23 protein-coding genes are annotated in these 25,253 nt (G+C 35.5%); 10 read left to right on the top strand and 13 right to left on the bottom strand.

Going from position 1 to position 25,253, the window contains the following annotated elements:
* Nucleotides 1-122 precede the first annotated feature (122 nt).
* Entirely contained in the window at nucleotides 123-344 is a 222-nt protein-coding gene (locus EKM05_RS14165) for a hypothetical protein (protein WP_126556337.1), read from the bottom strand.
* A gap of 832 nt (nucleotides 345-1,176) precedes the next feature.
* Between EKM05_RS14165 and EKM05_RS14160 the strand changes: the two genes are divergently transcribed.
* Complete coding sequence (locus tag EKM05_RS14160) at nucleotides 1,177-2,388, top strand: MFS transporter (protein ID WP_126556334.1); 1,212 nt, start codon at nucleotides 1,177-1,179, stop codon at nucleotides 2,386-2,388.
* Nucleotides 2,389-2,674: 286 nt separating this feature from the next.
* Entirely contained in the window at nucleotides 2,675-3,313 is a 639-nt protein-coding gene (locus EKM05_RS14155; RefSeq protein ID WP_126556331.1) for a peroxiredoxin, read from the top strand.
* A gap of 82 nt (nucleotides 3,314-3,395) precedes the next feature.
* Here EKM05_RS14155 and EKM05_RS14150 read toward each other — a convergent pair whose 3' ends face one another.
* From EKM05_RS14150 to EKM05_RS14125, 6 genes are all read right to left on the bottom strand, one after another.
* Nucleotides 3,396-4,277 carry a DMT family transporter gene (locus tag EKM05_RS14150; RefSeq protein ID WP_126556329.1) on the bottom strand — a complete coding sequence of 294 codons (882 nt, stop codon included), beginning with the start codon at nucleotides 4,275-4,277 and terminating at the stop codon, nucleotides 3,396-3,398.
* Nucleotides 4,277-4,858 (bottom strand): GDP-mannose pyrophosphatase NudK, encoded by a 582-nt coding sequence (nudK, locus tag EKM05_RS14145; RefSeq protein ID WP_126461133.1) that lies wholly within the window; start codon nucleotides 4,856-4,858, stop codon nucleotides 4,277-4,279. Before nudK ends, EKM05_RS14150 begins: the two co-directional genes overlap by 1 nt.
* A 61-nt stretch (nucleotides 4,859-4,919) precedes the next feature.
* Nucleotides 4,920-6,191, bottom strand: coding sequence for an adenylosuccinate synthase (locus EKM05_RS14140; RefSeq protein WP_126556326.1), 1,272 nt, complete (start codon nucleotides 6,189-6,191; stop codon nucleotides 4,920-4,922).
* A gap of 31 nt (nucleotides 6,192-6,222) precedes the next feature.
* Complete coding sequence (locus tag EKM05_RS14135; RefSeq protein ID WP_126461125.1) at nucleotides 6,223-6,705, bottom strand: Fur family transcriptional regulator; 483 nt, start codon at nucleotides 6,703-6,705, stop codon at nucleotides 6,223-6,225.
* Between the two features lie 116 nt (nucleotides 6,706-6,821).
* Nucleotides 6,822-9,041, bottom strand: coding sequence for a bifunctional (p)ppGpp synthetase/guanosine-3',5'-bis(diphosphate) 3'-pyrophosphohydrolase (locus EKM05_RS14130; RefSeq protein ID WP_126556323.1), 2,220 nt, complete (start codon nucleotides 9,039-9,041; stop codon nucleotides 6,822-6,824).
* A 394-nt stretch (nucleotides 9,042-9,435) separates the two neighbouring features.
* Nucleotides 9,436-10,221, bottom strand: coding sequence for an RNA methyltransferase (locus tag EKM05_RS14125; protein ID WP_126556320.1), 786 nt, complete (start codon nucleotides 10,219-10,221; stop codon nucleotides 9,436-9,438).
* A gap of 177 nt (nucleotides 10,222-10,398) precedes the next feature.
* On the opposite strand from EKM05_RS14125, the gene EKM05_RS14120 reads away from it, so the two are divergent.
* From EKM05_RS14120 to EKM05_RS14100, 5 genes are read left to right on the top strand one after another with little or no spacing between them, the layout of a single operon-like run.
* Nucleotides 10,399-11,001, top strand: a complete 603-nt coding sequence (locus EKM05_RS14120; protein WP_126556317.1) for a trimeric intracellular cation channel family protein — start codon at nucleotides 10,399-10,401, stop codon at nucleotides 10,999-11,001.
* A gap of 35 nt (nucleotides 11,002-11,036) precedes the next feature.
* Entirely contained in the window at nucleotides 11,037-11,987 is a 951-nt protein-coding gene (locus tag EKM05_RS14115; protein ID WP_126556315.1) for a GNAT family N-acetyltransferase, read from the top strand.
* The gene (locus EKM05_RS14110; RefSeq protein ID WP_126556312.1) at nucleotides 11,984-13,102 is read left to right on the top strand and encodes a DegT/DnrJ/EryC1/StrS aminotransferase family protein; all 1,119 of its coding nucleotides are present in this window, start codon (nucleotides 11,984-11,986) and stop codon (nucleotides 13,100-13,102) included. Before EKM05_RS14115 ends, EKM05_RS14110 begins: the two co-directional genes overlap by 4 nt.
* A gap of 3 nt (nucleotides 13,103-13,105) precedes the next feature.
* Entirely contained in the window at nucleotides 13,106-14,593 is a 1,488-nt protein-coding gene (locus tag EKM05_RS14105; protein ID WP_126556309.1) for an oligosaccharide flippase family protein, read from the top strand.
* Entirely contained in the window at nucleotides 14,586-15,341 is a 756-nt protein-coding gene (locus EKM05_RS14100) for a transferase (protein ID WP_233579286.1), read from the top strand. Before EKM05_RS14105 ends, EKM05_RS14100 begins: the two co-directional genes overlap by 8 nt.
* 1 nt (nucleotide 15,342) lies before the next feature.
* Here the strand turns inward: EKM05_RS14100 and EKM05_RS14095 are convergent, their stop codons facing one another.
* Nucleotides 15,343-16,242 (bottom strand): glycosyltransferase, encoded by a 900-nt coding sequence (locus EKM05_RS14095; RefSeq protein ID WP_126461102.1) that lies wholly within the window; start codon nucleotides 16,240-16,242, stop codon nucleotides 15,343-15,345.
* A 46-nt stretch (nucleotides 16,243-16,288) separates the two neighbouring features.
* Here EKM05_RS14095 and EKM05_RS14090 point away from each other — a divergent pair, with 46 nt between their 5' ends.
* From EKM05_RS14090 to EKM05_RS14080, 3 genes are read left to right on the top strand one after another with little or no spacing between them, the layout of a single operon-like run.
* On the top strand, nucleotides 16,289-17,395 hold the full coding sequence (locus EKM05_RS14090; protein WP_126743178.1) for a glycosyltransferase: 1,107 nt from the start codon (nucleotides 16,289-16,291) through the stop codon (nucleotides 17,393-17,395).
* Complete coding sequence (locus EKM05_RS14085) at nucleotides 17,392-17,796, top strand: FdtA/QdtA family cupin domain-containing protein (protein ID WP_126461096.1); 405 nt, start codon at nucleotides 17,392-17,394, stop codon at nucleotides 17,794-17,796. Before EKM05_RS14090 ends, EKM05_RS14085 begins: the two co-directional genes overlap by 4 nt.
* Nucleotides 17,793-18,896: a glycosyltransferase family 4 protein gene (locus tag EKM05_RS14080; protein WP_126556304.1), complete on the top strand. Its 1,104-nt coding sequence runs from the start codon at nucleotides 17,793-17,795 to the stop codon at nucleotides 18,894-18,896. The genes EKM05_RS14085 and EKM05_RS14080 overlap by 4 nt, the downstream gene beginning before the upstream one ends.
* Here the strand turns inward: EKM05_RS14080 and EKM05_RS14075 are convergent.
* From EKM05_RS14075 to EKM05_RS14055, 5 genes are all read right to left on the bottom strand, one after another.
* Complete coding sequence (locus EKM05_RS14075; protein WP_126556301.1) at nucleotides 18,893-19,789, bottom strand: glycosyltransferase family 2 protein; 897 nt, start codon at nucleotides 19,787-19,789, stop codon at nucleotides 18,893-18,895. The two genes, EKM05_RS14080 and EKM05_RS14075, sit on opposite strands and share 4 nt — an antisense overlap.
* Nucleotides 19,789-20,475, bottom strand: coding sequence for a cell division ATP-binding protein FtsE (locus tag EKM05_RS14070; protein WP_126461087.1), 687 nt, complete (start codon nucleotides 20,473-20,475; stop codon nucleotides 19,789-19,791). Before EKM05_RS14070 ends, EKM05_RS14075 begins: the two co-directional genes overlap by 1 nt.
* A 304-nt stretch (nucleotides 20,476-20,779) precedes the next feature.
* Complete coding sequence (locus tag EKM05_RS14065) at nucleotides 20,780-21,694, bottom strand: glycerophosphodiester phosphodiesterase (RefSeq protein ID WP_126556298.1); 915 nt, start codon at nucleotides 21,692-21,694, stop codon at nucleotides 20,780-20,782.
* Nucleotides 21,695-21,698: 4 nt separating this feature from the next.
* The gene (locus EKM05_RS14060) at nucleotides 21,699-22,439 is read right to left on the bottom strand and encodes a carboxylesterase (protein ID WP_126556295.1); all 741 of its coding nucleotides are present in this window, start codon (nucleotides 22,437-22,439) and stop codon (nucleotides 21,699-21,701) included.
* Nucleotides 22,440-22,657: 218 nt separating this feature from the next.
* A complete protein-coding gene (locus EKM05_RS14055; RefSeq protein WP_126556292.1) occupies nucleotides 22,658-25,159 on the bottom strand; it encodes a TonB-dependent receptor in 2,502 nt (833 codons plus the stop codon).
* Nucleotides 25,160-25,253: the final 94 nt, after the last annotated feature.

Here is a 25,253-nt window from a genome sequence, read left to right as displayed (position 1 = left end):
AAATCCTGTTATAAGCGTTTTTTTATTGTCTAAAAAAGGATGCTAATCAAAATAAGTGAAGTTTTTCAGTGCCCTCTGAAATAAGCGTCGTTTTTTATAAAGTGAAAATGGAAGGTTTTAGTTTAGCATTTTTTTCCGCTGACTTTTGCCATTGTTGCCGCACACTTTTTTCCTTCGGCTTTGCATTTTGTTTTGCATGTTTCAACTTCTGCGGTAGTCATTGCTTTGGAGTCTTTTTTGGCACAACAGGATTCTTTTTTAGCTTTTGCGACAGCTTTTACTTCTTGCGCACTAAGAGCAGTAGTGAAGAATGCAATTGCAACAAATGTTAGTATTTTTTTCATGTTATAAATTTTAAAATTGGTTTATTTACTTTGGATATTGGTCCAAATATAGATAATAATTCAAATCAATTATAAAATTCAGAGTACTATTAAAAATATAAGTAAGTTTTATTTTTTATAAATATACTTTTTAAGTATTTCTCTAAATAAGTTTTGCTGTTCTGCCATTAATAGGATTATTTTACAGGACTGTCCGTAACTAATACCACTTAATTATTCCAGCCACGAATTACCCGAATTACGCGGAATTTTTATTTTAATTTTAAAAAAAAAATTGCTGAAAATTAATGTGATTCGGTGCTAACTTTTTTAGGAATAGTTCTCTTTTGTAAATATAGTCCACTTAGTCGAGAGTCCTTTTGTTTTTTAGCAACTGTCCTTTTACAGAATTATCCAAACGCTATAATTTAACGCTTTAAATATAAAATATTTTTTAGTAAAACACTCTTTTTTTACCGTTTAAAAGCTATTATCACCGTTTAAACGCGTAAAAATGTATTTTTTCTGCTTTTTTTGTAAAAAAAATAGGCAAGGCAGTACTGAATTTCTACAAAGAGAGGCGTAATAATTTTTATAAATACCTAAACAGGATTTTAATTTACTGTAATAACAAATCGTGCTCGTTTTAATTTTTTTCCATCTTTTTTCCAGATTAAAACGCAATTTTTAACTAATTTTAGCACCTTATTCAGAGTATACAGCTAGGTCAAAAAGGAGTCAAAAGCATCTTAAATAGTATGGCTTTCAGTCTTTTGTTTTTAATTAATTTAACGGTTTAGGCTGCTTTTTGCTACTCCTTATTCGCGTTAATAATACAGTTTTATTAAAAAATATGAATTCATCTTCTGATAATGCAACACAAATTGACACTGCCGTTATTGCACAGCAAACCGTGTATCCTGTCCTGTTTTCTATTGCATTTGCTCATTTGCTCAATGATTTATTACAGGCCGTTATTCCGGCCGCGTACCCTATTTTAAAAGAAAATTTTAATTTAACCTTCACCCAAATCGGGTTAATTACCTTGGCCTATCAATTAGCGGCTTCCATTTTGCAGCCGATCGTGGGACTCTACACGGACAAAAGACCAAAACCTTTTTCCCAAATTTTCGGAATGCTTTTTACCTTATCCGGAATTGTGGGTTTGTCCTATGCGTCCAGTTTTTCAATGATCATAGTGTCGGTTGTATTGGTCGGGATCGGTTCGTCTATTTTTCATCCTGAAGCATCCCGAATCTCCTTTTTGGCCTCTGGAGGAAAACGGGGTTTGGCACAATCCATTTTTCAGTTGGGGGGCAATGCAGGAACAGCAATCGGGCCTTTACTGGTTGCCTTAATTGTGGTTCCTAATTCCCAATATCACATCATTTGGTTCGTCTCCGTCGCCCTTATCGGATTGGTTGTTTTGAGTAGGATTGCCCTGTGGTATCAAAATCATTTGAGTTTAAGGAGCACTAAAAAAGCGGTAATCAATTTGCCTAATTTGTCCCAAAAAACGATCGCAATCTCCGTGGGAATTTTGATGGTTTTGATATTTTCAAAATTCTTTTACATGGCCAGTATGTCCAGTTATTTCACCTTTTATTTAATCGAAAAATTTGGATTATCAGTGCAGGATGCCCAGTTTCACTTGGTTCTGTTTTTAGCCTCTTGTGCAATAGGAACTTTAATTGGTGGGCCTTTGGGCGATAAATACGGCAGGAAATACGTCATTTGGTTCTCTGTCTTGGGAGCCGCGCCTTTTACCTTACTGTTGCCGTTTGTCGATTTATTTTGGACCGGAGTCCTTTCCGTCCTCATTGGAACTATAATGTCCTCAGCCTTTCCGGCTATTCTGGTTTTTGCACAGGAATTACTGCCTAAAAAACTCGGAATGGTTTCTGGACTTTTCTATGGTTTTGCCTTCGGAATGGGAGGTTTAGGCTCTGCTTTACTCGGAAATCTAGCAGATCACACCAGCATCACTTATGTCTATTACCTGTGTGCCTATTTGCCGCTGATCGGAATTATTGCTTTCTTTTTGCCTAATTTAAAGAAAAAATAATACTTTTTCGTAGCTATATTTACTTCGTCAGTTCGCTTCGCTCGTATCCTGCTCTGTACTTGTATTCCCGATTAATATAAACTACGGCTGAATAGCCTTGTTTTTATTAATCGGGAGATGTCGCTGCTATCAGAGCTTAGGGTATTTGGTTTCCTAATGGCATTATTTTTTAAAGGGCTTCATTCTGGTTTTTATAAAAATTAGTAGAATTTTAAGAGTTGTTTTCCCTCTATAGTGTGTTTATTTCAATACCTTACAGTGTTACTAATTATTAAAATAAACAAGCATGGCAACAGTACGATTAGGCGATATTGCTCCTGATTTTGAAGCAGAAACGTCACAAGGAAAAATAGAATTTTATCATTGGCTGGGAGATTCCTGGGGCATTTTGTTCTCACATCCCGCTGATTTTACACCGGTTTGTACCACTGAGTTAGGAACAGCAGCACTGTATTATCCTGAATTTAAAAAACGAAATGTCAAGGTAATCGCATTGAGTGTAGATAGCGTCGATTCACACATGGAATGGATTAAAGACATCAATGAAACTCAAAATACTACTGTAGATTTCCCTATAATAGCCGATGAAGACAAGCATATCGCGGAACTATATGACATGATTCATCCCAATGCAAGTGAGAGTTTCACCGTTCGTTCCGTTTTTATAATAGGACCAGACAAAAAAATAAAATTGACATTGACCTATCCGGCATCAACCGGTAGAAATTTTGATGAATTATTGCGTGTCATCGATAGTCTGCAATTGACAGCTAATTACAGCGTGGCCACACCGGCCAACTGGAAAGATGGAGACAGTGTTGTAATTTCGCCTGCGGTTAAAGATGAAGATATCCCGACTAAATTTCCAAAAGGCTACGAAAGGGTTAAACCGTATTTGCGAATGACTCCGCAGCCCAATAAATAATGTTTTTTAGAAAACCGTATAAACATGAAAGCAGAATGAAAATAAATTCATTCTGCTTTTCTATTTTGTCAAAAATTAAAAATTACTTCTTATTGGTAATTAATAAACCAGAAACAATGATGCCCATACTAATAATTTGTATCAATCCAATTGCTTGATTTAGGAAAAAGTAAGCAAGAATACCGCTGAATATTGGGATTAAATAATAGATTAGAGCTGTTTTCGATGTGCCTATCAATCGTATGGCTTCGTTCCACAAATAGAAAGAAACCAGCGAAGCAAAAATGCCAACATAGGTGGTAATCAGAATCGTTTTAGTGTCAAAAACAACTTTTTTGTAAAACAAATGTTCACAAAGATAAAAAGGAAAAAGGAGCAGTGTGCCTATTACAAAAACACTAAACAAAAATACTTTTGGTGTTAATTCAGGTGGTTTTTTACGCACTAAAATAGTGTAATACGCAAAAAAGAAGCAAGCCACAAGCATCAATAAATCCCCAATGGTAAAGTTGATTTTTAGCAAGGCCTGAAGCGAACCTTTGGTAATTAGCACTAGAACCCCTGTGATTATAGTTACAATTCCTATGATTTTTAGATTAGAAACGGTCTCTTTAAAAATAATTCTGGAGATTACAACAATAAATAACGGAATCGAAATGGCGATTAGCGATAAATTCACAGCACTCGTTGTTTTTCCTGCAATGTAAATTAACGTGTTGAAAATAGTGATTCCCAATACCGCCGTAAACACAAGATACCGGAGGTGTTTTTTAACAATTGTGAAATTTCTAGTAGTGCTTTTTAAAGCAAATGGAGCCAAAACGAGACATGCAATTGTCCAGCGCCAAAAGGCCAGTCCTATAGGAGGAATGTGGTCTTTTATGCCACTGGCGATGACCATATTTACGGACCATAACAAGGTAGCAAATAAGGCAAATAGAACTCCTTTAGTGGGATTACTCATTAAACCAAATTATGAATTTTAGCATACTGTAGTAACATAATAGTCTTGGCATCCTGCATTTGACCAGATTCAATCATGGCATACGCTTCTTCAAAAGACATTTCAATCACATCTATATTTTCTTCCTCATGTGCTACTCCGCCACCGTCACTTACTTTCAAAGATTCATCGTACTCGCCAACAAATAAATACAATATTTCAGTTACAGCTCCTGGCGACATATATGTTTCCATGACTTTTTTGACTGTAGAAATACGATATCCTGTTTCTTCTTCGGTTTCTCTAATGATGCATTGCTCCGGATTGTCTTGATCCAAAAGGCCGGCACAAACCTCAATCATCATTCCTGATTTATTTCCGTTAAGATAGGTTGGCAAGCGAAACTGGCGTGTAAGAATAACGGTTTTTTGTAAAGTGTTATAAAGTAAAATGGCGGCTCCGTTTCCTCTATCATAGACTTCTCTTTTTTGGGTAATCCAGGAGTCGTCTTTTTTTTGATAGTCAAAAGTGACTTTGTTTAAAAGGTACCAATTGTCTGAGAGCAATTCGGTTTTTTGTATTTTAATGGTTGGGTTTTTCATTCGTAGGAATTGATTTTTAAACTAAAAAAAACGTCCCGATTTATCGGGACGTTTCATAATCTTATTTCATAATCGTTTGCTTTCTGTCTGGACCTACAGAAACAATTTTGATAGGCACTTCTACTTCTTTTTCGATGAATTCAATGTATTCTTTTAATTCGATTGGTAACTCATCATATGTGGTCATACCAGTCAAATCTTGTTTCCATCCTTTGAAATCCTGATACACTGGAGTTACATTTTCCGGTTCAATGTTGTATGGGAAATGTGAAATATTTTCTCCTTTATAATTGTATTCCGTACATACTTTCAACGTTTCAAATCCTGAAAGGACATCCCCTTTCATCATCATCAGTTGGGTTACACCATTCACCTGAACCGCATATTTCAGTGCTACTAAGTCTAACCAGCCACAACGTCTTTGTCTGCCGGTTACTGATCCAAATTCATTTCCAACACGGGCCATAGTTGCACCATCTTCGTCAAAAAGTTCAGTAGGGAACGGGCCACTTCCAACGCGTGTTACATAGGCTTTGAAGATTCCGTATACTTCCTTGATTTTATTTGGAGCAATCCCTAAACCGGTACAAGCGCCTGCGGCAGTTGTATTAGAGGAAGTCACAAATGGATAGGTTCCAAAATCAACATCTAATAACGAACCTTGGGCTCCTTCACATAATATTGATTTACCTGCTTTTTGCGCTTGGTGTAAATATTCTTCGCTATCAATAAAGTCTAATTTTTTTAGCTCTTCGATAGCTTCAAAAAATTCTTTTTCTAATTCTTCTAAATTGTATTGTATCGCAACATCATAGAATTTTATCATGGCTTCGTGCTTGTCAGCCAAAGCTCTGTAACGATCTGTAAAATCTTCTAATTCAATATCACCCACACGGATTCCGTTTCTTCCGGTTTTGTCCATATAAGTAGGGCCAATTCCTTTTAAAGTAGAACCAATTTTTGCTTTTCCTTTAGATGCTTCTGATGCGGCATCTAACAAGCGGTGCGTTGGCAAAATTAAATGCGCTTTTCTTGAAATGATTAATTTGTTTTTGATGTCTAAATTAAATTTTTCAAGGCCTTCAATTTCTTTTTGAAAAACTACAGGATCAATTACAACTCCGTTTCCAATGATGTTTACAGCAGTTTTATGAAAAATACCGGAAGGAATAGTTCTAAGAACATGTTTTATTCCATCAAATTCTAAAGTGTGTCCTGCATTTGGACCTCCTTGAAAACGTGCAATAATGTCATATTTCGAAGTAAGAACATCCACAATTTTTCCTTTTCCTTCATCTCCCCATTGCAACCCTAGTAATAAATCTACCGTCATTCTATATGTTATTTGTAGTTAATTTTTATATTTAGGAACGATCTTGTTCGTCCAGAGTATTCTTTTCCTTTTTTACACCGTAAAGGTATAAGGAGTGATTTGTAATTTCTATATCGAAAATTTCCTCAATTGTTTTTTTGATGCTTTGGATTCTAGGGTCACAAAACTCGATTACTTCACCGGTATCAGTCATGATAATGTGATCGTGCTGTTTGTCAAAATATGATTTTTCGTAATGTGCCTGATTCTGTCCAAATTGGTGTTTGCGCACTAAAGCACAGTCCAATAATAATTCGATAGTATTGTAAAGGGTTGCCCTACTAACCCGATAGTTTTTATTTTTCATTTTGATGTAGAGATTCTCTACGTCAAAATGTTCTTCACTATCGTAAATTTCCTGAAGAATAGCATAACGTTCAGGCGTTTTGCGATGTCCTTTTTTTTCAAGATACATTGTAAAAACATTTTTTACAATTTCTTGATTCTTGTTGTTATCTGTGGAAATGAGTGTCATATGCTGGCAAAGATAAATTTTTTAGTTTAAAGATTAAAATTTCCGGTTTGTTTAGTTTCAAGTTTGTTCCGTTTCAGGTATGAAAAGCTACATTATGTAAAAAAACAGCAACTTTTCTAGGTTTTATAAACTCGGGTTACCTTATCTATTCCATCAATCTTTTTGATATTATTGATTAACTTTTTTAAGATTGTATTGTTCTGAACAATTACGGCCACCTGCCCATGAAAGATACCTGCCTCTGTGCTCAAAGAAATACTCTGGATGTTCACATGCATATTATTCGAAATCACTTTTGTCAGCTGGTTGGTAAGTCCTAAAACATCCATTCCGGTTATGTTTATGATGGCTTTGAATTCTTCTTGGGAAGAGTCAATCCATTTGGCCGTCATGATCCGGTAGGCATAGTTGGATTGCATTCCAATCGCGTTTGGGCAATCTTTTTTATGCACTTTTATCCCTTCGTTTATCGTGACAAACCCAAACACGTCATCCCCGGGAATTGGGTTGCAACACGGGGATAATTTATAATCCAGTTTGTCATGTTCTTTGCCAAATACGAGCATGTCATAATTGCTGCTTATTATTGGTTTATGAATGTCCTCATCAGCTGTGCTGGCGGTTCGTTTTATTTTATTCTTGAAAAAATTAATAAAAGTATTGCTTTTTTGGGCGGCATAATCTTTGAGTTGTTGGTTTTCTATAGCGCCAATCCCGACTCTGTAAAATAAATCTAAGCTTGTTTTTAACTTAAAAAAATTGACTAGCTCATTTACAACAGATTCATTTAAAGTTATTTTTAAATGCTTTAGTTTACGCGTCAGCAGTTCTTTTCCTTCTTCTCCAATTTTCTTGGTGTTCTCGTTTAAAACATTTTTTATCTTAGTTTTGGCTCTTGAAGTGGTCACATAATCCAGCCAGTTGATCGTTGGTTTTTGATGTTGTGACGTGATTACTTCAATTTGATCACCACTTTTTAATTCAAAATTCAACGGGACTAATTTTCCGTTTACACGTGTTCCCCTGGTGCGAATGCCTATTTCGGAGTGAATGCTGAAAGCAAAATCAAGCGATGTAGCACCTTTGGGCAAGGATTTTATTTCTCCCTTTGGGGTAAAAACAAAAATTTCTTTTGAATATAAATTCATCTTGAAATCCTCCACAAAATTTACTGCATTTGTCTCAGAATTCTCTAAGGCTTCTTTTAGTAAATTGAGCCAGACATCCAAACCACTTTCTTCGGTAGCGCCATTTTTATATTTGTAGTGCGCAGCATATCCTTTTTCGGCAATTTCATCCATGCGTTCGCTGCGTACCTGAACTTCAATCCAGCGCCCTTTGGGTCCCATTACGGTAATATGTAATGCTTCGTAGCCAGTAGATTTTGGAGACGAAATCCAATCGCGCAACCTACTCGGGCTGGGCCTGTAGTGGTCCGTTACAATGGAGTATATTTTCCAGGCGATGAATTTTTCGTCATGGGGAGTTGATTTGTAAACAATTCGGAGTGCAAATTTATCATACACTTCGTCAAAACTTACATTTTGAGCCTGCATCTTTCTCCGGATGGAGTAGATTGATTTTGGACGGCCTTTTATGATATAATCAATTCCTTCAGTATCTAAGGATGTTTTTAAAATATTTGAAATAGCCTCAATATACGCATCCTGCTCCTCTTTAGTTTCTTTTATTTTACTTACGATTTCATTGTATACTGCTGGTTCCGTATATTTTAATCCTAAATCTTCCAGTTTTGTCTTGATATTGTACAAACCCAATCGATGGGCCAGTGGCGCATAAATGTACAAGGTTTCAGATGCAATTTTAGTCTGCTTGTCCTCTTGCATCGAATCCATGGTTTGCATGTTGTGCAGGCGATCAGCAAGTTTAATCAGGATTACGCGCACATCATCATTTAGCGTCAAAATCATCTTGCGAAAATTTTCGGCTTGCATTGAAACGTTCAGGTCTCTTTGCACCATAGATATTTTTGTTAATCCTTCAACAATTTGGGCTACTTTAGGATTAAATAAGCGCTCGATGTCCTGAATTGTAGTGGGCGTATCCTCGACCACATCATGCAATAATGCAGCTGCAATAGAGGTTGCTCCCAAACCTATTTCTGAAGCAACAATTTTTGCTACAGCGATAGGATGAAAAATGTAGGCTTCACCGGACTTTCTGCGTTGCTCTTTATGGGCTTCTACAGATACATCAAAGGCTTTTCGGATGAGTTTTTTGTCCTCATCACTCAAGGTTTGGTAGCTTATTCGAAGTAACTCTTTGTACTCCTGAGCAATAGCTTTATTTTCTTTTTCTAAATCTATTTCGATCATAACGGCATGGTTCATTTCTTAAAAATAGCAATAAGTTAGCAGATATGCAATTTTATTTAAGCACGATATTACAGGATTTTTTTAAACGCTAAATTTTGAAAGTCATAACTGAAATCAGTCCGTCCGGAAATGGGTTTTATTGTGATTCAGACTGCTTTTCAATTGCCCCACATTCTAAAAATAAATACACATCAGCATGAAAATAGGTATTATTCCATTTTACCACACAATTACTGTCTTTGCAGAAAAAATAGCACCATAAAGTTGTGGGAACGTTTGGAAGCAAAATAAAATTTATTTTCTACCTGAAAGTTGTACTTCTCTAAACCAATTGTCTTTAGGTGTGCCAATGAAAATTTTGAAATCTCCTATCAAAAAAGCATTCATCTTCAGTCTAAAATCCCCGTTGTCTTTTGGCTTCAAAGATCAAGATGGCTGCAGCAACGGAAACATTCATAGAATCGATTTCGCCCTGCATTGGAATAATAATATTGCGCGTGGCTTCTTCTCGCCATGCTGCTGTCAAGCCAGTTGCCTCTGTTCCTACTACTAAAGCCGTTGGTGTGGTGTAATCTTGGGTATGATAGGAAGTGGAGTTTTGTAGCGTTGCACAATAAAAATTGATTTTTCGTTCCTTCAAAAAAGCAATAATTTCTGCTGTAGTTCCGGTTGCAATTTGGTTGGTAAACAAACAACCTACGCTGGAACGCACAATATTTGGGTTGTATAAATCGCTTTTTGGGTTGGCAATAATCACGGCATCCAGATTAGCAGCATCCGCAGTGCGCAACAAAGCGCCAATGTTTCCCGGTTTTTCAGGTGCTTCAGCAACTAGAATCAATGGGTTTTCGGATAATTCTAAATCGGATAATCGCAATGATTTGGTTTTGGCTATAGCCAAAATACCCTCGGTGGTATCGCGATAAGCCAGTTTCTGGTAGACTTCTTTGTTGATTTCGATCAATTCTGCATTTTCAGAAAATTGATGCGCTTCAGTTTCGGAACAAAGTTCAGGTAAAAACAATAAAGTTTCTATTTCGTAACCGCCTTTGATGGCAATTGAAATTTCCCGTTTTCCCTCTATCAAAAAAGTACCGGATTGTTTGCGCGCTTTTGCTTTTTCCTGCAATTGCACTAAGGATTTTATGTGCGGATTTTGTATCGAAGTAATTTGTTTCAAGGCTTTCCTCTATTTAATTAAACACGACAAAGATACACAGAGAAAATCCAGTTTTCTAATCTGATCCGAATATTTATTTGGAAGCAATAGCAGCATTAATGCCAGTTGCTTTGGTTATTTTTACGAGTATTTTCTTTATTTTTGTAGAAATTCCATATTTAAAAAATTTCAATCTAAATGTTTTACTTTCTAGACTTTGTCGGTACGATTGCTTTTACCATGTCAGGCGCATTGACCGCTATGAGTAAAAAACTCGATCCTTTTGGGGTGTTCATCATTGCGTTTGTAACGGCTGTTGGCGGTGGAACCTTACGAGATGTTATGATTGGTAGGACGCCCGTGGGCTGGATGCTGGACCTGAATTACGTGTATGTGATTTTTTTGGGGTTTGTTTTGTCGATTATTTTCAGGAAAAAATTTGATCGTTTGCGCACTTCTTTGTTTTTATTTGATACCGTCGGGCTGGGCGTTTTTACATTAATTGGTCTTGAAAAAGGAATAAATATTGGTTTGCATCCTGTTATATGCATTGCATTAGGAACGATCACAGCTTGTTTTGGAGGGGTTATTCGGGATATTTTATGCAACGATATTCCGGTGATTTTCAGACGGGAAATTTACGCCACGATTTGTATTCTGGGCGGAATGCTATTTTTTATGCTTCGGGAATTTAATTTGGATAAGGATATTTTATACATAACAACGTCAATTTTTATTATTATAATTCGGTTGATGGCCGTAAAATTCAAATGGTATCTGCCCACTTTAGAACCTAAATAAAAAATGATTACTTTCACAAAGTCTAAAACCAAAGCGTGAAAAATTATACCGTCAAACGATATCAAAAAAGCGATTATGACCATTGGAATTCCTTTATTGGTCAAGCCAAAAATGCAACCTTTTTGTTTCACCGTGATTTTATGGAATACCATGAGGATCGCTTTGAAGATTTTTCAGTACTGATTTATGACAAACAAAAACTGGCAGCAGTTTTTCCAGCTAATATACAGGAAAACAGCATTTTTTCACATCAGGGTTTGACCTATGGCGGCTTGGTTTATTCAGCTATAATAAAAGCAGAAATAGTAGCGGAACTTGTAGACTGTCTTTTGTCTTTTTTTAAAGACCATAGCATCCAATCCTTTTATTTGAAACAAATCCCTTTTTTTTATCTTTCAAAAGGAAATGCTGAAATGGAGTTTTTCCTGCTTAAAAAAGGCGCTTTTCTGGAGAAGAAAGAAATGAATTTGGCCATTAATTTAGCAATGCCACTGACTGTTTCTAAAAGTAAATTGAAGCATTTGAGAAAAATGGAAGCACTCGACTTGCAACTTGTCGAGGAAGCGGAGCCGGACTCTTTCTGGGAATTGGTTTTAGAACCAAGATTGCGTGAAAAATACAATGCAAAACCAGTTCATACCTTGCAAGAAATCACAAAATTAAAGATATTATTTCCGCAAAACATCAAACAATTTTCAGTGTATTATGACGATGTAATAGTTGCCGGAGTGACGCTGTTTGAAACCGAAACGGTGGTGAAATCACAATACGGAGCTACCACTAAAAAAGGCGAGGAGTTGCGCGCATTGGATTTTGCATTTATTACCTTAATAGAAAAATACAAAAAACAAGGCATGCTTTTTTTTGATATGGGTATTGTAAATGATACTAATGAAAGCGGATTTCATGCCGGACTTTTGAAACAAAAAGAAGAATTAGGCTGCACGGTATATGGCCAAGACTTTTATAAAATGAATCTAGTATGATACCATTTTTAGATTTAAAAAAAACAAACAAGCCCTATGAGACTGCTTTTCAGGAAAAATTAAAAGGGTTTTTAGCGAATGGTTGGTATATTTTAGGGAATGAAGTCAGCGAGTTTGAAACCAATTTTGCGGCTTATTGCGGAACAAAATACTGTATTGGGACGGGAAATGGTTTTGATGCTTTAGTGCTCATTTTTAAAGCCTATATCGTGTTAGGAAAACTGCAAAAAGGGGACGAAGTCATTGTGCCAGCAAACACGTACATTGCCAGTATTCTCGCTATTTTGCAAGCAGATTTAATTCCGGTTCTGAGCGAGCCAAAATTAGAAACCTATAACATGGATCCCGATTTAATTACAGCAAAAATCACTTCTAAAACGGGAGCGATTCTAGTGGTTCATCTCTACGGACAGCTGGCAGAAATGGAGAAAATAAATGAAATTGCTGTAGCAAACAATTTATTAGTAGTAGAAGATGCGGCTCAGGCTCACGGGGCTTCCTTTGAAGATGAAAGTGCGAAGACCATAAACCAAAAGCCAAAAACCCAAGCCTATAGTTTTTATCCTGGGAAAAATCTAGGGGCATTGGGCGATGCCGGTGCCGTTACGACTAATGATTCTGAATTAGCCAGGGTTATTCAGTCGCTTCGAAATTACGGGTCGGAAACCAAGTATTATAATGACTATGTAGGGGTAAACTCCAGATTAGACGAATTGCAAGCTGCTTTTTTAAATGTGAAATTACCGTTTTTAAATGCTGAGAATGACCGCCGAAGAACAATTGCCAATCGCTATTTATCAGAAATAAAAAACGATAAAATAATACTTCCATTTTGGGATTTGTCAAACAATCATGTCTTTCATTTATTTGTCATTCGAACTCAGGATAGAACGGATTTACAAGAATATTTACGTCAAAACGGAATTCAAACGGTTATCCATTATCCAGTTTCGCCCCACCGTCAAAAAGCTTTCTCTTCCGAGACTGCGGGATGGAATATGTTGTCCTTTCCAATTACTGAAAAAATTCATGAAGAAGTTTTGAGTTTGCCCATAAGTCCTGCCTTGACACCGGAGGAGGTTCGTCATATTATTGCAATTTTAAATACATATTAAAAAGTGTCCGATAGTAAAACGTCATATCATCGCATTGTAAAAACGACGTCGCTTTTTGGAGGCGTTCAGTTTTTTATGATTATTATTGGGGTTATCCGGACTAAGTGTATTGCTGTTTTTATTGGGCCTGAGGGAATGGGGATTATTTCTTTGTTGAACTCGGCGATGAATCTTGTGGGCGGTGTTACTGGTTTAGGGATTGAAACCAGTGGTGTAAAACACCTTTCCAGTAGCTACAAAAACGACAATTTAAGTACGATTGCATCTGTAGCAGCACTTATAAAAAAGCTCGCAGTACTAACCGGGATTTTAGGATGCGTTCTTGTGATCCTGTTTTCTAGTTGGCTGAGCCAAATTACTTTTGGGAATTCGAATCATACTTTTACCTTTGTTTTTATTTCGATCACCTTGTTGTTCCGGCAATTAATGATTGGCCAGCTGGTTGTTTTGCAGGGTTTAAGAAAAATGCGGTTTTTAGCCAAAGCTAATTTTTATGGAAATGGATTGGGGTTGTTAGTTTCAATTCCGTTGTATTATTATTACCGGATTGATGCCATTGTCCCAACCATCATAGTTGCCTCTTTAGCCTCACTATTGGTTTCTTTTTATTATTCGAAAAAAATACCATTTGAAAAAAATGTGTTTTCCAAAGAACAAGGAAATGCCGAAGGAAAAAGTATTATTAGACTAGGTATTTTATTGACATTAAGTGGTTTGCTGACCTTGTTATCAACGTATTTGATTCAAATTTTTGTTGGAAAATGGGGTAGTTTAGAACAAGTTGGGTTTTACAATGCCGGTTTCACCTTGTTGAATTCCTATGTGGGAGTAATTTTTACGGTCATGAGTACCGATTATTTTCCAAGATTAGCGTTCATTAGTACGGATAATGAAAAAGTAAGAACCAGTGTTGTTCAGCAATCGTTTGTTTCAATATTGATTATTACACCGGTAATCATTTTGTTTTTAACGTGCATTCCGTTGATTGTGAAAATTATATTTACACCGGAATTCAACGCCATTATTCCAATGGTTTGTTTTGGAATAATAGCAATGTTGTTTCGGGCCGTTTCGTGGTCAATGGGCTATATTTTGATTGCCAAAGGCGATTCGAAAATGTTTATGCGAACTGCTGTTGGATTTAATAGCATTTCGCTTATTTTGAATATTTTTGGGTATTATTATTATGGTTTGGAAGGTCTTGGATTTAGTTTTTTGCTCTATTATTTCATTCATTTTTTGGGTTTAAAAATAATCACCAAAAAAAGATATGGGTTTTATTTTGAAAGCGATTTTTATAACACTTATTTAATTTGCATCTTGCTGTGTGTGGCAACTTTTTTGTTCAGATACCTTCCAAATCCAATTTTAAAGTATGGCTTAATGTCACTAATGGTAGTAGTGTCGATTGTTTTTGTTTTATTTGAAATGAACAAAAAGACCGCATTAAAAGAATTGTTCAATGCTATAATTAAGAAAAAGAATGATTGAAATACTTAAGAATGTTTACAGAAAAGTAAGATTTTTTTATCATCGGTTACAACTGTATTATTCCGTAAACTGGACCAAAACACTGTACTTTAATTTTAAAAAATTCCCGTATCCTATTGCTAAGCAGCTCCCTGTATTTTTTTATGGAAAAGTAAAATTTACTTCAATAACGGGTGCAATCAAAATTGAGGGAGTTGTCAAAAAGGGAATGATCGGTTTTGGACAACCTTATGAAATGAACACGCTTCACAAAGGAATTGCCGAAATTACTATTTTGGGAACGCTCATTTTAAAAGGTCACATACAATTAGGTAAAGATTATTTTATTTATGTTGGTGACGGTGGATTGTGCGAATTGGGACACATGGCTTCATTGGCCTCAAATGCAAAATTGATTTGTATGGAGCATGTTGTATTAGGGGATTACGCCCGTTTTGGTTCGGAATCACAAATTATGGACACTAATTTCCATCAGATGATGGATACTACAACGGGTGAAAAGTTTAAAATGACAGCGCCAATTAGAATAGGAAATTACAACTATGCAGCCAGCAGGGTTACGGTACTGCAAAATACGACTACCCCTGATTTTTGTACGATAGGCTCCAGTAGTGTGTGTACTGCGGATTATACGTCATTTGGTTCAAATATTTTGATTGGTGGTATTCCGGCAAAATTTATAAAAAACGCCATTTCCAGAGATTGGGAAGGAGAGAAAGCCTTGCTGGACGAGTATTTGATAGTGTAGTTTATGAAGCTAACAAATGAAATCGCAACTTAATTTCCATAATAATATAGCGCAGTAACAACGTATTATGAGCAGTTTTATAGGTGAGAATCATCTCAAAATGAATGCGTTTTAAAATTGCTTTATCCTCTTTTTTTGTTCTATTGAGCCCAATTGCTTTTTTAAGGATCAAATATGTACTCTGATTAATTTTTCTGGCTCTGGCATCTTTTTTCTTAAAAAAATGCGTGCCTAGGGAGTGGTGTACAATTCTTTTTTGAACCAGAATAGCATCAATAAAGTCAAATTCGTACGTTCGAGAAGCCCGAATCCAAAAATCCAAATCCTCGTACGCCAGCGTTTCATCATAGCCGTTCAAAGCATCGAACAGTGATTTTTTGACCATTGATGAAACGGAGCAAATACAGTCACCACCAGAAAGAACGGATTCATAAATATCTCCCGTTGTTCTTTCCTTGACTACCTTTTGAAAGCTATCAACAGGGAAATAATAAGATTCGTGTTTGCCTTTTTCAGTGATTAATTCGACGTTTCCATATACAATTCCAAGATTTTTAAAAGTTGTGTTGTTGAAAGCATTTATTTGTGAAGTGATGCAATTGGGCAATAATACATCATCAGCAGCCAAGTCAATAATATAATCCCCTTTTGCTGTTTTTAAGGCATTATTGAAAGACTTAGTATTCCCTAAATTAGTGTCATTGGCTATAAATGGAATTTGTGGATAATCCAGAAGCCATTTCTCAATTACGGATTTAGAATTATCAGTACTGCAATCGTCCACGATAATCAACTCAATAGTATCGTAATGTTGGTTTAATACGGACATTAAGCTCTCTATTACATAATCTTTATGATTGTAACACAAACAAATAACGGTGACTAGTGGATTATCTTGCATGTTTTTTTAAAAGCGTTATATTTGAGACGAAAATAACAAATTGAGAATGATAATACCCAATAAAAAATATAAAATCGCATTAATAGGGTACCGATTAAGTGATGGAGGTGCTGAAAAAGTGATGGCTGTTTTATCCTTTTTTTTTGAAAAACAGGGCATAGAAGTTCATACTATTATTGTCCTGGATGCCGTTTCCTATTCTTATGCCGGAAAATTAGTCAATTTGGGTAAAATGAAAAACAAAACCAACGGTTTTTCAAATAAATTCAGTCGGTTTTTATTTTTGAAGAACTATTTGAAAGAGCATGAATTTGATTTTATTATTGATTTCCGATTTAGGATAAAACCCATTCAAGAATTATTAATTTCAAAATGGCTTTATAAAACCAATACTATTTTCACCGTGCACAGTTATTTGATTAATCATTATATGCCCAATTGGTCGGTGCTTACCCGATACATGTATGGAAATTGTTATAAAGTGGTTAGTGTTTCTAATCAATCGAAAGAGTTAATAGCGCGAAAGCACCAGCTGAAAAACGCAATTACCATTTACAACCCTATAGATATTGAGGAAATTGTCAGGAAGAGTGAAGAACCTGTTTCACTTAACTTCAAGTATATTATTGGGATAGGTCAAATGGAAACTAATATCAAGCAATTTGATAAATTAATTGAAGCGTATGCCCATTCGACTTTACCCCAAAAAGGGATACATTTGGTTTTATTAGGGGAAGGCAAAAGAAAAAATATTCTTTTAAAGTTAGTAAAAGAAAAAAAGCTGGGAGATAAAGTTCATTTTTTAGGGTTTAAACAGAATCCGTTTAAGTACCTGAAAAATGCTAAATTTTTTGTTTTGAGTAGCTTGAATGAAGGACTGCCAAATGTTCTACTAGAATCATTAGCCTGTAATACGCCGGTAATATCCTTTGACTGCTTAGCCGGTCCAAGTGAAATAATTGTAAATAAAGAAAATGGTTTATTAGTTGAAAATCAAAATGGTAGTAAAATGACGGAAGCGATGAATTTATTCATTGAAGACGAAGTATTGTATCAGTATTGTAAACAAAATGCATTGGCAAGCGTACAATCCTTCTCAATTGAAAATATAGGCATGCAATGGTTAGATGTAATGAAAATTAGCAGAAAATGACAACAGTAGAAAACGTACAAGTATTAAAAATTCCTGTAATAGACGATGTTCGTGGAAACTTAGCCTACATTCAAAGTGGTGTAATTCCATTTGAATTCAAACGAATTTACTATCTCTTTGATGTGCCTAGTACTGCTTTTAGAGGTGGTCATTCCCATATTCAGCAACAAGAAATTTTAATTGCATTGAGCGGTAGTTTTGAGGTGGTTGTTCATGACGGTATCGAGAAAAAAAGCTACCTATTAAATAAACCAAACGTAGGTTTACTCATTACAACAGGAATTTGGAGAGAACTGCAAAACTTTTCTTCGGGATCAGTTTGCTTGGTTTTAGCCTCAGATATGTTTAAAGAAGAAGATTATATCAGAGATTATGACGAATTTTTGAAATCAAAAAAATGAAGTTGCTATTTGTAGTTCCTAACATTAATAACCCCGGAGGTGTGGCAAGAGTTATTGCTGTCAAAGCCAATTATCTGGTTGAACAATTAGGCTATGAAGTTGTTATTCTGACTCAAAACGGAGGTCATTCTCCTTTGTTTTATTCTTTTAATAAGAAGATCACTTTTCACGATATGATTTTAAAAGGAAAAAATCTTTCTTTTTTGAAAGCGTATTGTAAGAAACTAAACAGTTGTATTAAGACTGTAAACCCGGATATTATACTTGTTTGTGATAATGGTCTAAAGGCATATTTAATTCCTTTTATTATAAAATATAAAATTCCTCTGGTACTAGAAATGCATAGTTCCAGGTTTATTGAAGAAAGTGAAATTGTGACAAACAGTTTTACTAAATTGTTCTCGAATCTTGTTTTACAACTGAAAAAAAACGGAATAAAAAAATACAATCGATTTGTTGTTGAAACAAACGAGAGTATTTCAGAATGGAACATAAAAAACACACTGGTTATTGCGAATCCTTTATGGTTTGTAACGGAAAAATCTGGTGAATTAACAAACAAAAAAGTAATTGCGGTAGGGCGACATACGTACGAAAAAGGTTTTGACAGCATGTTGCACATCTGGAAAAAAGTGGTTTTAAAACATCCAGATTGGATATTGGAAATTTATGGAAAATCTAATGAAAATATCGATTTAAAACAACTTGCCCAAAAATTGGATGTTTCAAAGAATATAGTTTTTTATGAACCTGTTCAGAATATTAACGAAAAATATTTAGATGCTTCATTTTATCTGATGACGTCTCGATATGAAGGTTTTGGAATGGTGTTAATTGAGGCAATGGCTTCCGGATTACCCTGTATTGCTTACGATTGTCCTTGCGGACCAAGAGCAATAATCACGCATAAAGAAGATGGATTTTTGATTGAAAACGGGAACGAATCGGATTATGTAGCGGCTATAGAAATTTTAATCGAAAACGAGGTGTTACGAAGTGAAATGGCAAAAAAGGCAAAATTATCGAGTAAAAAATATCACATCGATGCCATTATGCAAACTTGGCATCAATTGTTTATTGGACTCAAAAAAGGAGTTTAGGTTCTGCTCTTAAAGTCAATGGAGCATAAATAACCTGCTCTGAACAAATTAAAAACCAGTATATTAGGATTGTCTCCGGTCAAGTTTTTAAATAATAATTTTTCAAAAACGGCATTTATTTTTGAAATAATAAAAGTTGATTTGGTTGTTTTTAAAAAATGATACAGTTGCAATAATCGTACAAATTCAATGTCAATTTTTTTCTTCTGATACAATAAATTTAAATTTTCTAAAGACTCTTTGGTCTTGTTCAAATACACTAGATTAGTGTCTAAATCGCCATGTTCAACAGGGTTTTCTATATGGCTTACTTTGGATTTTAATTTGCTTAGTTGAAACGAGAGTTGGGTGTCATCGTGACCGTATTTTTTTATGGTTTTGTCAAATTGTACCGTGTCAAAACAGACTTTTTTAATTATGGTATTATTAAAAAGTAGTGAGTGGTAGGGTTTTGTCTTTCTGTTTGCAGCAGATTTATCTTCAATGAATCTTCCGTACTTCCAGCGTAGTTTTTGATTATCAGAAGGACATTTTTCTGGATGCAAGCGTCCTCCATAAACCACATCAAAATCAAATAAATTTGATAAATATCTTTTGATATAATCAGAATTCACAATAGTAGAATCCCCGTCTATAAAAAGTAAATACTCAAATTTTGCTTTTTCGGCAAGTGAATTCCTGTTTTCTCTGTGGGCAATGTTTTCTTTTAATGAAACAAAACTGCAGTGAGAAAGCAAATTTATTTTTTCATTAAAAATATTTAGGGAAGAATCAGAAGCATCATCTTGGCATAAAATCTCAAAATCAATATTGCATTCCAAACATTGTTTGCGCAGCTCCAATGCTAAAGGATACACATTATAATTGTATATTGGGATAAGAATAGAAAGCATTACACGGCTCTCTGTTGCACTACTTCAAAAATTCGTTCGTCTTCACATTTTAATGTTTTCGAAGGGAATTTCATAAGCAACGCATAATCATGAGTGGCCATAATGACTGTTTTTCCATTGGCATTGATGCTTTTTAAAACTTCCAAGACTTCAGCACTGGTTTGTGGATCCAGATTCCCGGTAGGTTCATCGGCAAGTATAAGTTCAGGATCGTTGAGTAAAGCTCTGGCAATGGCAACACGTTGTTGCTCACCACCTGAAATTTGGTGTGGCATTTTGTTGCCAAACTCTTTCATTGCTACTTTGTCCAGCACTTCATCAATTTTTCGCTGCATTTCATCAGCATCAGTCCAGCCTGTAGCTTTCAGGACAAATAACATATTGTCTTTAATGGTTCTGTCCGGCAGTAATTTGAAATCCTGAAAAACGATTCCAATTTTTCTTCTCAAAAACGGAATATCATCTTCTTTTAAGGTGGCTAAATCAAAGTCAACAATACTTCCTTCACCTTCTTTTAAAGCCAAATCACCATACAAGGTCTTCATTAAGCTGCTTTTTCCGGAACCTGTTTTTCCTATAATATACAGGAATTCACCATGTTTTACCTCCAAATTTACATGAGCTAAAATAGTTTTTTGTTCTTGGAAAATAGTAACGTTTTTTAAAGACAGGACAGATTGTGACATAATACAGTTTGTTTATGGGGTAAAAGTAACAAGATAACGGTTCTATTCAAAATAAATTCTATTCTATTCAACGGATTTTCAAAAAACAGGTATAAACAAGGGAAAGTCCGAATTTTATTTAAAGCCAATTTATCCGCACTTTATTGCTGCTTGAAGTTCCTATTTTAGCATAAAAAAAGAGTAGAAAATGAAGGTTTTCTACTCTTTTAATGAAATATAATTTGTTAAGGACCTTTTCAGTAGCCTCACCCAAACAGGATAGTTTTGTTGCTTTAAGGAACAAATGAAATCAAGACGAAAGTTCTTATTTTTTAAAGCGCAATCCTCTATCGGGATAATCCGTTATGATGCCATCAACTCCCCAACCTAGAACCGTTTTCATCCGACTTGCTTCATTAATAGTCCAAGGAATAACTTTCATTCCTTTGGCCTGTAATTCCGCTACAATTTCGGCAGTCAATAGCGTATGTTCTGGACTGTAGCTGTCTGGGATAAATCCCAAAGCATCTAAATTTGTTTTGACACTATCTTTGTACACCAGAGCCGCTAGTTTGTAATCAGGGTAGGCTTGATGGATATAGCGCAGTACTCTAAAATCAAAACTCTGGATTGTTAGTCTTTCCATAGGGATACGTCCTTGGATTGTTTTAATAAATAAATCCGCAAAAACCTGAGGTGTTGGATGGTATTTATTGTCCCCCTCTGGAGTACTTTTTATTTCAATATTATAGAAGATCTTTTGGTCAGATAAAAGTTCAGACTGCGCAATTACATCCAACAGCAATGGTTTTGAACCCCTACTATTAGTCTGCTCCGGAAATTGTGGATGTTCGATGGTGCCACAATCATAGTGCTGTACTTGTGAATAAGTAGTTTGATAGATATTTAAGTTTAATTCGTCCTCCTTGTTAATAGTGTTTCCCAAACTATCCAAACAAATTATGTGATTGAAAAATGGATCATGTGATACCAGTATTTGGTCGTCCTTTGTAACAACTACGTCTAGCTCTAAGGTGTTTACTCCCAATTTGATTGCCTTTTCAAAAGCAACTAATGAATTTTCGGGGTAGAGTCCTCTGGATCCACGATGTCCCTGTAAATCAAAATTAAAGTGAGTTTGAATTTCACCAGGAAGTAATTGGACTGTTTGTTTTTCTTGTTTAGCCTTGCAGCCCAGCAGGCACAATACTAAAACTACTGTGATTAAAATTTTATTCATATTTTTATTGTAAGATTGTTTGGTTTAAAAAGCGTACCGTAGCCCGATAAACACCTTGCCAATCCTTAGAGCGCAAATCACATGCAATAACATGATCACCACTTTCTGGAAAGGCTATTTTTGTTTTTTTATTTTCAGGGGTTCCTAAAGAGTTATACATTGTATGCATGGCAGAAACGGAAACGACTTGGTCCTGTTCTTTTTCGTTTTTATAATAATAGCCCAAGAAAACCGGACACTTGACATTTGTAAATGTAGTTTCAGTCATGTTTTGTTTGAGCATAGTGATTAAGGAAACATAGCCATTGATGTGGTAATTGGTAGACCAGTACTTAGCTTGTTCCTCTGGGCGGTTTTGTGTTCGCATATCGCCACCGATGTTTGCTTTGAATTTCTCTCTACCACCAGGCAGAATAATACCCGCCATAGCAGGATTAAATAAATCGACAAAAGGCGAATAGAGGATCAATCCCGAGATGCTAGGATCTTCGGATGCCAATTTCAAGCTTAAAGTTCCCCCTGTGGAGGTGCTGACCAAAATTACTTTTTCTCCCAGTTTTTTCCCAATTTCTAATGCTAGTTTTGCAGAGGCAATATAGTTTTCAGGCGTAAGAAATTCAAAGGTGTTTTTACGATAAAGACCATGTTCCTCTAAACGCGAGAGGTAGATGTTGGCTTTGTATTTTGTAGAAAGCTTTTTTAAAACCGGTTCTCCCTCACGGTGACTGGCACCAAAACCATGCAAATAAACAAAAGCAACAGCTGTTTTTTTGTTTTTATACCCATCAGCCCATATTATTTTAGCCGCATTGTTTGGCTTGATTCCAATTACTTTAGCTTCTGTAGTAGCGAGATAGGAATCTAAGCTGGATATTTCTACTGTGCTTATTCCTTCTTGGCTAAAAATAGAAGTACAAAAAAAGAGTGCTGCAAGTAGTGTGTTTATTGTTTTTTTTATTTTTGTTAAAATTTAACAGCCATTTGTACACCATAGAACTGAGGTGCACCAGCTATAAAAGTTGGTATTCCAAAAGCACCACCGGTATTTCCGGCATCAATAATATACTTTTTGTCAAAAAGATTAGTCATGAATAATCCTATTTCGTATTTTTTTCTAATGGTTAATCCTGTTCTGATATTCAAAAGACCATACCCTGCTTGTGAAATATTAGGTAAATTTGTTTCTTCAAAAAACACTTTCGATTTGTATGTATAGCTTGGTCTAAGGTAAAGGTCTAAGATAGTGTTTACAGATGGATTGTAATTAAAACCAACAGAAAAGGAATGTTTTGGAGTCAATCGAAAAGTATTTCCCGCCAATTGTTGTTGGTTTCCGTCTGAATCCGTTTCATCAAAGGCAGCATCGATGTACGCATAATTGACAAAGAAAGAACTGTTTTTTGTAAACTGATATTGCAAGGCCGTTTCAAAACCAAAAGTTGAGGCAGAACCGCTGTCATTTGGCTGAATCACTAAACCATTCTGTTCGTCTAATCGTGCGATAGTCGTTTGAAAATTGCTGTAATCGTATATAAAAGCATTGATGTCAAATTGCAATCGGTTGTTTAGGAAGAGAGATTTGGCGCCAAATTCATAAGACCATACCGTTTCATCCGATAATACATTAACAGTTTTCGCGGTAACATTAATTACGTTAGGTCTTCGGCCTCTGGCAACATTCCCAAAAAGAGTAATGTGGTCCGTTATATCATAATTTATAGCAAATCGTCCAACAGCAGAGGTGAAGGTTTCGCTGGCAGTACGTTTTCCATTTGTAGGAGCAAATAAGTTGTTAGGAAAAACTCCTAAAAAATTACCCAATACACCAGGCTGATCTGCATTTTGAACCTCTAAACCGGCATTACTATTTTCTAAAGTAGCTCTTACACCCAAAGTAAAAGTCAATTTATCAGTTAAATCATAAGATGCATCTGCGAAGATATCTCCAGAATAATTCTCTCCAAAATTGGTTGATTTTTCTTTGTTGAAAGCTAAAAGCGGAGCTCCTGCCAATGGACCAAAAGCAGGGTCGTTTGGAATATTTGGGTATAAGGTAGGAACGCCATTAACGATTAGTGTGTTTCTAGCTGCCAATAAGGCAAAATAACTTTGTTCATTTACTTCAAAAGGAACCGCTTGAGATCCTTTTTCGTAAAAAGCATTTGCGCCAACGAAACCGGATAATTTATTTTTATCATTAAAATTAAATCTCATTTCTTGGCTGAATTGTTTTCCTTCAGCAATTTCTCTAAAGTAAAGCACTGGAGCTGCCGTACCATCGGCATCAAAAGCTTCATCTGATTTAAATTCTCTGTAAGCTGTGGTGGCGGTCATATCCCAATTAGGATTGATTTCAGATTTCAATATCGCTGTAAGACCATAAACTTTTCTGTCGATCCCCAATTCGGTTCCTCTTTCTAAGTCCGCAAAGGTATTTGGGTTGGTTGTTCCGCCTAAAGGGGCATAAGTTCCGCTTTTGAAACCCGTTCCCGGTGGGGTATCCTGTTGCCAGTTTGCAATTAAATCTAAACTGGTTTTATCACTCATTAAATATTTTAAGGAAGTTCTAAAAGCTAGTGTTTCTTTACCATTCAAGTTGCCTCCGGATCTGTTTTCTATAAAACCATCTCTTTTACTCAGGATTCCGGCTACTCTTACAAATAGTTTGTCCTTAATAAGGGAAGTGTTTACAAACCCATTCATTGAGAACTGGTTGTAATTACCCGTTCCTATTTTTAGTTCTCCTGAATTTTCGTTTTTAGCTTTGTTTTGAATAATATGCATGGCACCAATTTGTGCACCTCTGCCAAAAAGAGTTCCCTGAGGGCCTTTTAGAACTTCAACGCGTTCAATGTCAAATAACTCTACTACAGATCCTCTGGATTTACTGATGGAAACGCCATCTTGAAAAATTGAAACGCGTGGTTCTACTCGAGAATCCCCACTATCACTGGTAATCCCTCTAATAACGATCCCAGGATTATTTACACTTTGAATCTGGATTTGTAATCCAGGAACATAATCTGAAAAGGCATCATATTCTGAAATCCCTAAATTTTCAATAAATTTCCCCCCATAAGAGGTAATGGCGATGGGAACATCTTTATTTAATTGTTCTCTTTTTTGGGCGGTAACAATAATACCATCTAATTGAAAGGAACTTTCTTTTAAAATAAAATTTTGTGTTGTTTCGGATTGGTTTAAGGAGATTGAAATTTTTTGGCTTTCGTAACCAAGATAGGCCACTTGAATTGTGTAAGTGCCGAATTTTATATTTTGCAATTGGTAACTTCCAGCAATATCAGTTATCGTGTTCTTAGATGTGGTATTAATGTTGATTGATGCACCAATAAGAGGTTTGCCTGATTCGTCTGTAATAATTCCATTTAAAGTGCTGTTTTCTTGTGCTTTAATAGTAAAAAACCATAGTGTACTCAATAAAATAAAATAGTAATTAACTTTCATTTTTTTTATATGTTTATGTTAAGTACATGACAAAAAGCAAAACAGATTGTTTTCCAAAGATTTGAATCCTGTTAAAAGAAATTTTGACAAGTAA

The sequence above is a fragment of the Flavobacterium sp. GSP27 genome, assembly GCF_003970395.1.
GTDB lineage: Bacteria > Bacteroidota > Bacteroidia > Flavobacteriales > Flavobacteriaceae > Flavobacterium.
Note: the sequence above shows the minus strand (reverse complement) of the source record. Positions and strands in the feature narration are given on the sequence as shown.